The organism is Pantoea sp. SIMBA_079, from assembly GCF_046940275.1.
Taxonomy (GTDB): Bacteria; Pseudomonadota; Gammaproteobacteria; order Enterobacterales; family Enterobacteriaceae; genus Pantoea; species Pantoea borealis.
Window position 1 is genome coordinate 1 of record NZ_JAWRYR010000354.1, and the last position, 269, is coordinate 269.

Annotated in this window: 1 protein-coding gene; it reads left to right on the forward strand. The window is 76.6% G+C overall.

The features are described from left to right. Nucleotides 1–63: 63 nt before the first annotated feature. A partial coding sequence (bioD, locus tag SB719_RS20340; protein WP_412159768.1) for an ATP-dependent dethiobiotin synthetase BioD occupies nt 64–269 on the forward strand: 206 nt, incomplete at its 3' end.

A 269-nucleotide genomic window follows, 5' to 3' on the forward strand; every position in this document is an offset into this window, starting at 1 on the left:
GTTCGGCCTGCGCAGCGCGCGACGGCTCGCGCGGGTGCGCGCCGGCATGGCGGCGGGCGAGGCATGAGCGCGCGCAGTGTTCTCGTCACCGGCACCGACACCGGCGTCGGCAAGACCCACGCCAGCGTCGCGCTGCTGCATGCGCTGCGGGCGCAGGGCCATCGCGCGGTCGGTATGAAGCCGGTGGCCAGCGGCTGCGACTGGCTCGACGGGCGCTGGCGCAACGACGATGCGCTCGCGCTGCAGGCGGCCAGCGCTCCGCGTCCCGC